Source organism: Streptomyces sp. NPDC051567 (genome assembly GCF_044454165.1).
GTDB lineage: Bacteria > Actinomycetota > Actinomycetes > Streptomycetales > Streptomycetaceae > Streptomyces.
Window position 1 is genome coordinate 19502 of sequence record NZ_JBITDK010000046.1, and the last position, 10016, is coordinate 29517.

Here is a 10016-nt window from a genome sequence, read left to right on the forward strand (position 1 = left end):
AGTCGGGGGACTCCGGCCCGGGGGTGGGGGTGGTTACTTGGAGAGGGCCGCGTCCTGGGGGGTGGCGGGGGGTTCGGTCTCGGTCTGCGGCTGTTCGTCGGTGCCGGAGGCCGGGGTCTTGATCACCAGGGCGACGACGACGGCCGTCGCGAGGGCGAGGACGACACCGAGCGCACCGACGAAGTTCATTCCGCTGGTGAAGGCGTCACGGGCCGGGGTGAGCAGGGAGGTGGCGAGGTCGGCGGTGAGTCCCTGTGCCTCGGCCACCGCTCCGGAGAGGGCGTCCTTCGAGCCTTCCGCCGCCGCGGCCGGGATGTCCCCGGGGACGGAGAGCTGGCTGCGGTAGACGGCGGTGCCGATGCTGCCGAGGACGGCGACGCCGAGCGCCATGCCGAGTTCGGTGCTGGTCTCCGAGAGGGCGGACGCGGAGCCGGCCTGCTCGGCCGGGGCGGAGCCGACGACCAGGTCGGTGCCCAGCGCGATGAGGGGGCCACCGCCCGCGTAGACGAGCATGAACCCGATCACCACCTGGTTCTGGTCCGCGTGGCTGTCGGTCAGGCTCAGCATGAGGTGGCCGACGGCGGAGACGGCCAGGCCGATGGCCACGACGTACGCCGGTCGCAGCCAGCGCGTCGCCATCGGGGCGACGACCGCCGTGATGATCAGCGCGAAGGCCGCGGGGAGCAGCCACAGACCGGCCTTCATCGGCGACAGGCCCGAGACGAGTTGCAGGTACTGCGTGACGAAGAGGTAGGTGCCGCCCGCGATGAACATGCTGACGAGCAGCGCGACCAGAGCGGTGGCGAACGTGCGGTTGGAGAAGAGGCCCAGGTCCAGCAGGGGGCTGGTCAGGGTGCGCTGGCGGCGTACGAACAGCACGCCGAGGGCGAGGCCGATCACGATGGTGAGGACGGCCACCGCGCCGATGCCGTTGTTGGCCAGTTCCTTCAGGCCGTAGACGATCGGCAGGATGGCGGCCAGGGAGAGCCCCACGCTGGCGAGGTCGAGCCGGCCGGCGTCGGGGTCACGGTACTCGGGCAGCAGGATCGGGCCGACCACCAGGAGGAGGAGCATGATCGGCACGCCGAGCAGGAAGACCGATCCCCACCAGAACAGCTCCAGCATGGCGCCACCGACGACCGGGCCGATCGCGATGCCGAGCGAGAACATCGTGACCCAGATCGCGATGGCCACACCGCGCTGCTGCTCGTCACGGAACATGTTGACGATCAGGGCGAGGGTGGACGGCATGAGCGTCGCGCCGGCGACGCCGAGGGCGGCGCGGGCGGCGATCAGTACGACCGGGTCGGTGGCGTAGGCGGCGGCCACCGAGGCGATGCCGAACGCCGCGGCGCCGATCAGGAGCAGTTTGCGACGGCCTATCCGGTCACCGAGGGTGCCCATGGTGACCAGGAACCCGGCGATGACGAAGCCGTAGATGTCGATGATCCACAGCATCTGCGAGGCGCTGGGGTTCACGCTCGCGCTGACGTGGGGAACTGCCAGGTGCAGGACGCTGACGTCGATGGACAGCAGCAGGGTGGGGAGTGCGAGCACGGCCAGGCCGAGCCATTCGCGCGGTCCGGCCCGGTGGCGGGGTTCGGTGCTCGTGGTCAAGACGATTCCTCTCGGAGGTTCATGGGACCGCCGCCCGGCACGTACGCGAGTGCGGCCCGGCGGCGGGGTGGGGCTGTGGTGTTGTTTCCTGTGGACGGCATGCCGCTGTCGATGGCCAGGTGCTGGGCGATGGACGCGGCGGTGTCCGGGTCGTACAGGTAGAAGTGCCCGCCGGTGAACATCAGGCGGGTGAAGGTGCCCGTGGTCTCCAGCGACCACAGGTGGAGCCGTTCGGAGATGACGACCGGGTCGTCCACCGCTCCGAGCGACAGGATCGGCACGGAGGTGCCCGACAGCGGGCGCCGGTACGTCTCCATGGCTTCCAGGTCCGCCCGGATCGCCCGGAGGGCGGGCCGGACGAGTTCCGTTCGGCTCATCAGCTCCGGCGACATGCCTCCCATGTCGACCAGGTGGGCGAGCAGTTCGGCGTCCGTCCGCTGGTGGGCGTACGGTGCCTCGCTGGGGAAACACGGGGGCTGACGGGCCGACACGGCCAGCAGTTGGGGCGGCAGGCCCTTGTGCTCCATGGCCTTGGTGAGTTCGTACCCCAGCACACTGCCGAAGCTGTGTCCGATAATCGTATACGGCAATGGATCAAGGTCGGACAGCGCCCCACCGAGTCCTTCCACCAGCTCTTCCACCCGGCGCAGCGGTGGTTCGTTCATGCGCGGCCCTCGCCCCGGCAGTTGCCCGACCAGGAACTCGACGTCGTCGGGCAGCACATGGCGCCAGGAACGGAACGCGGAGGGCCAGCCTCCGGCGTGCGGCAGCGCGATCAGGCGGTGCCGGGGGCGGGTTCCGGCGGCGCCCGGGCGCAGCGGGGCCCCGCCGCCGGCCGCACCGTGAGACATTCCGCCGCCCGCCCGGCGGGCCCCGGTGCTCACCTTCATCAGCCAGTCGCTCACGGGGCGCGCTCCGTCAGCTCGGCCAGCAACGGGTGGCGGGATTCGAGGCGTTCGAGCACCTGGTTCTGGTGGGGCCGCAGCCGCTGCCCGGGAAGGTGTTCGAGCGAGTGGAGGAAAGGGTCCTGCGGTTCGGGGAGACCGGCGATCGCGGTCGCCGTGCCGAGCACCAGCATGGGCTGGTACCAGGCGGAGTAACCCCCCTCGTGCGCGAAGACGATCCGGCCTGCGGTCAGTTCGTCCGCCAGGTCGCACATCATCGACGTCATGGTGTGGAACGTCCGGCTGGTGCACATCATCCGGCCCATCGGGTCGTGGCCGCTCGCGTCGACTCCCGCCGCGACCAGGATCAGGTCCGGGGCGAAGGCCCTCGCCGCGGGCCGCACGACACGGGTGATCGCGGCGAGGTAGGCCTCGTGTCCGGACCCGGCGGGCAGCGGCACGTTGACCGTGGTGCCCGCTCCGGGGCCCGCGCCCGTCTCCGTCACCAGTCCGGACGCCGGGGGGAAGAGGCCCTCCTGGTGGATCGACAGGTACAGCACGTCGGGGTCCTCGTAGAAGGTCCGCTGAATCCCGTTGCCGTGGTGGACGTCCCAGTCCAGGATCAGCACCCTCCGCGCGCCGCGGCGCTGGGCGGCCCGCGCCGCGACGGCGACGTTGTTGTACAGGCACAGGGCCATCGCCCGGTCCGGTTCCGCGTGGTGGCCGGGCGGGCGGACCAGGCAGTACGCGCGGTCGAACCGGCCCTCCAGCACGGCGGTGGTCGCCTGTACGCACGCGCCCACGGCCAGGCGCGCCGCGTGGGCGCTGTGGTAGTTGACGTGGGCGTAGACCCCGGCGTCGCCCGCGCCGAGCGCCGAGGTGGCCTCGACCCGGTCGATGTGCTCGGGGGTGTGGACGAGCAGCAGGTCCTCGTCGGAGGCCGGTACCGGGGAGACCTGGGTGAAGTGGTCCATCACCCCGGACGCCTTGACCAGCCCCTCGGACCTGCGGAGGTCGGGGTCGACGGCGAACTGGCGGAGCGGTTCGATGCCCGGCCCCACCGGTACGTACCCGGACCCGGGCCCCGGGTCGTGCCAGAAGCAGATCTCGTGGCTGTACCACGCGGGGTTCGGCATGCTCGTCGGCTTCCTTGTCGCTCGTCACTCATCGGTCGTCGGCGTACCGACGCGGCGCGGACCGCCCGGTCGGCGAAGCGGCCTCGGGGCTGCTCCGCCGACCGGATCACCGGGGGTTCGCGGGTCTCAGGCGAACGCGCCCAGGGGCGCCGGCACCGGTCCGGACGCCTCCGCGACGCGGGCCAGGTAGTACGCGCGCTCCTCGTCGGGGGTCTGCTTCGTACGGAAGGTCGACTCCAGCCAGCCCAGTACCTGCTCGGTCTCGGCCGGGGTGAGGGGCCGTCCGCCGGTCTCCTTCTCGAACTCCCGTATGCGTGCGGTGGGTGCCAGCACGCCGGTGGCGTACCCGCTCCCGTCGGTGTTGTGGTTGCGCGTGCACGCGACGGCCTTCAGTACCGCGCTGAAGAACGCCTTGTTGTCGTGGTCGGTCATCCCGGTCCCCTCTCTGAACAGCTGGATCTCATGACGTGGTCGCGCCGCGTGGTCGCGCCGCTTTCTCAGGTGATGAGCCCGATGCGGCGGCCGGCCTTCTCCAATATCGCGAGGGCCTGGTCGAGGTCGTCGTCGGAGTGGCTGAGGTTGACGATCGTCCGCAGCCGGGGCAGTGCCCGGGGCACGGCGGGGTAGACGATCGGCTGGACGAACAGGCCGTCGCTCTGGCACAGGCGCGCCATCGTCTGGGCCTGTTCCGCGTCGTTGCACAGGATCGGCACCACCGGCGACTCGCTCGCCATCGTGTCGAAGCCGAGCGCGCGCAGCTTCCCGCGGTAGCGGTCGGTACGGGCCTTGAGTTCACCGGGGAGCGACGGAGCCGCCTCCATGACCTCGATCGCGGCCTTGGCCGACGCCACCTGCGTCGGGGTCGCGGCGGCCGAGAACATCCAGCCGCGCGCGTTGTTCTTCAGCGCGAAGATGAGGTCGCTCGACCCGGCGACGTAACCACCGGCGCTGGGGACGGTCTTGGAGAGCGTGCCCATCTGCACGGACACCCGCGCGGGGTCGATGCCGAAGTGCTCGGTGATTCCCCGGCCGGTGGCGCCCAGGACGCCGAGGCTGTGCGCCTCGTCGATCATCAGGCCCGCGTCGTAGCGTTCGCAGAGTTCCACGATCCCGGGCAGGTCGGCGATGTCTCCGTCCATGCTGAAGACGGCGTCGGTGACGACGAGGCAGCCGGCGTCGCCCGCCTTGCGGAGCGCGCGTTCCAGATCGGCCAGGTCGTTGTGCGCGTACGTGAGGACCTTCGCCCCGGAGAGCCGGTAGCCGTCGAGGATGCTCGCGTGGTTGTAGACGTCGCCGATGATGACGTCACCGGGGCCGACCAGGGCGCCGACCGTCGCCACGTTGGCGATGTACCCGCTGGAGAAGACGATCGCGTCCTCGGTGCCGAGGAAGCGGGCGATCGTCTGTTCCAGCTCGCGGTGCAGGTGCAGGGTGCCGGCGAGGAGCCGCACCCCGTGGGCGCCCGTGCCGTGGCGTTCCAGGGCGCGGTGCGCCTGCTCGTCGATGTACTCGTGCCCGATCAGGCCGAGGTAGGAGTAGGACGCCAGGTTCAGGAACCAGCGGCCGTCGAACTTGATCCAGGCGTCCTTGGCCTCTTCGATGACCGGCTCGTAGAAGTAGTCGTCCTGGGCGACGACGACGCGGTCCTCGGCGGACAGGGCGTCGATACGGCGTTCGATGAACGAGCCCTGCGGGAGGTCGGTCAGCCTTCCCGGCAGGGTGCGCCGGGGAACCGGTGCCCCGGTGGGTGATCCGCCGCGCCTGCCCCGCGGCGCGGCCGGGGTCCGGGACCGGGAGGGGCCCCTCGTCGCACTCGTCGCACTCGTCGCGCTCGTGGGCGGGGCGGGGGGTGCCGGGCGCCGTTCGGCAGGGGGTGCGGTGGCGTCGTCCCGGAAGCGGTCCCAGTCGGGCACGAAGGCGGTGCCCGCCGGGGGCGGTGTCACCGGCAGCGGCGCGGGCCTGGGGGCCGGCCGGTACGCCGGGGCGGGCGCGGGAACCCGGGGCGTGGGCGCGGTGTGGGCCCGTGTGTGCACCGGGGCGGGCGCGGAGGTCCGGGCCGGGGCGGGGGCCGTCCGCGTCAGGCCGTCGAGGTGGTCGAGGAGGGCGCCCACGGTGGCGTGCTCGAAGAACGTCATCGGGTCGACGGTCAGTCCCTCGACCGCCAGTGCGGCGGCGACCTCGACCGCCATCATCGAGTCCAGACCCAGGTCCAGCAGGCTGTCGTCGGGCGACACCTCGTTGACGTGCAGGGTCTTCTTCAGGATCGCCGAGAGCGACGGCCACAGCCGGGCTTCCGGTGTCACAGATGTCATCGGTTCGTCCTCAGGTTTCGGTACGGCGGACAGGACGTAGTGGGCGGGAGGCAGGCGCAGGGCGGCCCGCAGGAGGGCGATGCCCTCGTCGGCGGTCAGTGCCGGGATGCCGCGGGCGGCGGCGGCCTCGACGATCCCTTCGCCCATGCCGACGGTCCACAGTCCCCAGCCGAGGCTGTACCAGGACTCTCCCTGCGCGCGTTTGCGGGCCGCGTACCCGTCGAGGTACGCGTTGGCCGTCGTGTAGGAGCTCTGCCCGAGGTTTCCCAGGGCGGCGGAGATGGAGGAGAAGAGGACGACGAAGCCCGGCCGGGTGTCCTCGGTGAACGCGCGGTCGAGGGCGTGCGTACCACCGATCTTGGGTGCGAAGACCTCGTCCACGCGCTCCGGGGTCAGCGAGCGGACCATGCCGTCACGGAGCACACCGGCCGCGTGGAACACGCCGTCGAACTGCGGGAGGTCCCGCAGCGTCTCGTCCAGCGACCGTACGTCCGCGCGCAGGAGGTCGAGTTCGCAGACCGTGGCGAGACGGTCCAGGCGTCGGCGCAGCTCTCCTTCCTGCGGCACCGTCCTGCCCACCAGGGTGAGGTGCGCGCATCCTTGGCCGGCCAGGAACTCCGCGACGTGCAGGCCGATCCCGCCCATGCCCCCGGTGATGAGGAACCGTCCCCCGCCGATCGTCACGGGGGAACCGTCGGCCGGGCCGTCCGCGGGGACGGGGACCGGGACGAGCGACGGCGCGTACCAGGAGCCGCCGCGCCGGGCCAGTTCCGGCAGCCCGTGGGGCATCCCGTCGAGCAGCCCCGCCAGGTCGGCGCCGCCGTCGCCGTCGGTGTCGGTGTCGACGAGGCGGACGACCGTACGGGGGTATTCGGCGCGCACGGTGCGCAGGAGCCCCCAGAGGGCGGTCTGGTACGGCTCGGGGACCTCCTGGCCGGTCACGCTCTGCGCTCCGCGGGTGACCACGGTGAGGTCTCGCATCGGCCGGTGCGCGGCCAGCCGTCGCACGAGCGTGAAGACCCCGTGCAGGGCCGCCGTCGCCTCGTCGGCGCCGGTCACCCCGTGCGGCGCGACGTACACGACCTCGCGGACGTCGGACTCCCCGAGGAGGGCGTCCAGGCGTTCGCTCCGCAGCTCGTGCGGGGCGAGCCGCACGGTCCGGGGGGTGTCGGCGGCGGGCCCGTCGGACACGACGAGAACGGTTCCCCCGGACGGGCGCGGGCCGGGGGCGGCGGCGGTGACCTGCCAGGCCGGGGTGGTGATCGTCCCGTCGGCGGGGCGCACCCCGGGGTCCTGCGCCACAGCGGTGGGGCGGGGGGCGGCCCGCCCGGCCGGGGCGACGCCCTTCAGCGTGATCCGGTCGAGTTCGAGGAGGACCTCGCCCTGCTGGTTGCAGACCGTGGCCCTGCCCCGTACGAAGCCGCCGGCTCCGGCCACGGGTCCCGCGCCGTCCTCGGCGTGGACCTGCTCGACCAGGGCCAGGACCGTGCCCGAGATCTTCCGGCGGGCGGCGATCCGCCCGACGTACCAGGGCAGGCAGGCTCCCGCGGCCCCGTCGTCCAGCATCCCCAGGCACTGGAAGACGCTGTCGAGGAGGGCCGGCGGGACGAAGTGCGCGGAGCCCGAGGGGTCCTCGGACACGCGCAGCAGGGCGAGCATCCGCCCCGGCCCCCGGTGCGCCGCGCGGATCGCCTGGAAGGAGGCCCCGTACTCGATCCCGCTGGCGCCCCGCCACGCGGCCACCGCCGACAGGGGCATGTCGGTGGTGCAGCCGGACCGGAGTTCGGACACGTCGAGGTAGCGCGGCGGCGTCAGCGCGCTGCCGGTCGCCTTGGCCCGGCTGTGCGCCAGCCAGCTTCCCTCGTCGCCGTCCGACGGCCCGCCGTCCCCGGCGGGCTGCCGGGAGCTGACGGAGCAGCTCCCGTCCTCGGTGAGGGCGATCTCGATCTCCGCGCTCTCCCCCGGGACGCCGAGCGGCGCGAGGAAGGAGACCTGCTCCAGCAGCCACTGGCTGTCGGGGCGGGTGCTGTCGCAGACGGTGAGCATGTCGTCGATCTGAGCCGCGGCCGGCAGGACGGGGAGCCCGCCGACGCGATGGTCCGAGACCACGGGGTGGTCTCCGCTGAGGTGATGCCTGAAGCGGATCAAAGGTGCAGGTCAAATCGGTCCGTGGCCATGACCAGGCCATTCACCTGAATGTCGATGAGATGCTCCCCCGAGTAGTACGTGCGGGTCTGGATGGTCTTGATCGTGTGGGACTTCTCCAGCGTCCGGCGCTCGCCCGGGGCCAGGTCGAGCGTCGTGAGCTTGAAGACCTTGGGGATGGAGCGGCCGTTCTTGCGGACGAAGTGCACCGCGTAGTCGACCGCGACCCGGTGGGTCCGGACGTCGGTGTTCTCCAGGTCGAGACGGATGACGAACGTGTCGCCCAGGTTGACCGTCTGCGGGGTGATGCGCAGGTTCGGCACCCTCAGGTGCTCGCCGCCGGTGGCTCCCAGGATGGTCAGCGCCTGCTGGTCGCCCTTCTTGACGAGGGTGCGCAGCGCGTGCTTGACGATCCAGGTGGTCTCCGGGGTCCGGCTCTCCTCGGACCAGCGGAGCGCGGTGGCGAGGGCGAGTTCGGGCGCGTCCCGCGAAATGTCGTTGAGGTTGTTCGCCACGGACTTGCGCACGTACTCGGACGGGTCGCTCCGGAGCGGTTCGAGGACCTCCAGGACCGGGAGCGGGTCCTTCACGAAGCGGGTGAGCGTCCGGTGCCAGGGAAGGCGCGGGCGGGTGCCCTCGCTCGCCATGCGCCGCACGTGGTGGCTGGGGTCGTGGACCCACTCCGCCATGCGCTTCATCGTCAGCTCGTAGTGCTGCTCGATGAAGGGGCGGATCGCGTACTCCGCCGTGTGGCGCTTGGTGATCTCGACCAGCGCGTCGAGCGACACCTCGGGGTGGTCGAGGCCGTACTCCTCCACGAACCGGGCGACCGGCATGAGGAACCAGCTGAGATTGAACATTCCCTCGCCCTCGGCGAGTTCATCGCCGAGGATCGCGACGAGAATGCCCACGGCCTCGGTGTAGTCCTCGGGAAGCCGGCTCCGCAGCCCCTCGGCCAGGACGAGGACACGGTCCTTCAGTTCCTTTCCGGGAATGCGCTGTTCGACTTCTTCAGCATAACCGTCGATGTCGAAATCGGGGTATACGGCGAGGATCTTCTCACCGATGAGCCGAGCCGCGCCACCGTTGAAGTGCCGCTTCAGACCGTATTCTTCAGCCATGTAAATCGATGTGCTTTCTTCAGGAATTTCAGATACAGAACTTCAACAGCAGACTACTGGGCCTGATTCGGGTTCCCGACCCAGAATCTCTGTCGGTCGAAGGGGTAGGTGGGAATGGTCATGACCCGCTGACCCTTGCCCGCATGAACCGCGGCCCAGTCGATATCGGTGTCACCCGCGCTGTAATGCGCGGCCACACCCTTGTGAAGCTCACCCTGATCACTGTGATCACGACGCAGCGTGTGATGCCAGGCCAGACTGTCACCGGTCAGCGTCGAACGTCCCAGGGTGGTCAGGACCGGATGAGGACCGACCTCCCAGAACACCTTCCCCCCCGCCTCACCCACCCTGGCAAGGGCCTGGGTGAACAGGACCGGACGGCGGATCGCCTCCGCCCACACCCGCGGATCAGTGGCCGTGGCAGCGGTATGCCAGTCACCCGTCGCCGTCGAAGCAAACGGAATCCCCGGAGCCTGGAGCCGGGTCGCCGCGACCGCCTCCGCGAACGGCGCCACCGCGCCCTCCATCGCCGCGGAATGGAACGCGTGCGACACCGTCAACCGCTGCGTCCGGAACGACACCCCCGCACAGAACGCGTCCACCACCGTGGCCGGACCACTCACCGTCACACTGCGCGGCGCGTTGAACGCCGCGATCTCCACCCCCGGATACCCCACCAGAGCCTCACGCACCGCATCCGCGTCGATGTGCGCCACCGCCATCGCACCCGCCAACGGACCCTCCTGCGGACCCGCCTCCATCAGACGGCCACGCAACGCCGTCAACCGCAGCAGATCACCC

The 10016-nt window shown here is 71.1% G+C and carries 7 protein-coding genes; all 7 read right to left on the minus strand.

Annotation, left to right across the window (positions count from 1 at the left end; translation table 11 throughout):
- Positions 1-33: 33 nt before the first annotated feature.
- Positions 34-1617, minus strand: a complete 1584-nt coding sequence (locus tag ACIA5F_RS29725; protein ID WP_399358329.1) for an MFS transporter — start codon at positions 1615-1617, stop codon at positions 34-36.
- A complete protein-coding gene (locus ACIA5F_RS29730) occupies positions 1614-2522 on the minus strand; it encodes a thioesterase II family protein (protein WP_399358331.1) in 909 nt (302 codons plus the stop codon). The genes ACIA5F_RS29725 and ACIA5F_RS29730 overlap by 4 nt, the downstream gene beginning before the upstream one ends.
- Positions 2519-3637, minus strand: coding sequence for a class II histone deacetylase (locus tag ACIA5F_RS29735; protein WP_399358333.1), 1119 nt, complete (start codon positions 3635-3637; stop codon positions 2519-2521). The genes ACIA5F_RS29730 and ACIA5F_RS29735 overlap by 4 nt, the downstream gene beginning before the upstream one ends.
- 126 nt (positions 3638-3763) lie before the next feature.
- Complete coding sequence (locus tag ACIA5F_RS29740; protein ID WP_399358335.1) at positions 3764-4069, minus strand: hypothetical protein; 306 nt, start codon at positions 4067-4069, stop codon at positions 3764-3766.
- Positions 4070-4134: 65 nt separating this feature from the next.
- On the minus strand, positions 4135-8097 hold the full coding sequence (locus tag ACIA5F_RS29745; RefSeq protein ID WP_399358337.1) for an aminotransferase class I/II-fold pyridoxal phosphate-dependent enzyme: 3963 nt from the start codon (positions 8095-8097) through the stop codon (positions 4135-4137).
- Positions 8094-9215: a DNA alkylation repair protein gene (locus tag ACIA5F_RS29750; RefSeq protein WP_399358339.1), complete on the minus strand. Its 1122-nt coding sequence runs from the start codon at positions 9213-9215 to the stop codon at positions 8094-8096. The genes ACIA5F_RS29745 and ACIA5F_RS29750 overlap by 4 nt, the downstream gene beginning before the upstream one ends.
- A gap of 53 nt (positions 9216-9268) precedes the next feature.
- The coding region (locus ACIA5F_RS29755; RefSeq protein WP_399358341.1) for an acyltransferase domain-containing protein at positions 9269-10016 on the minus strand (748 nt) is incomplete at its 5' end.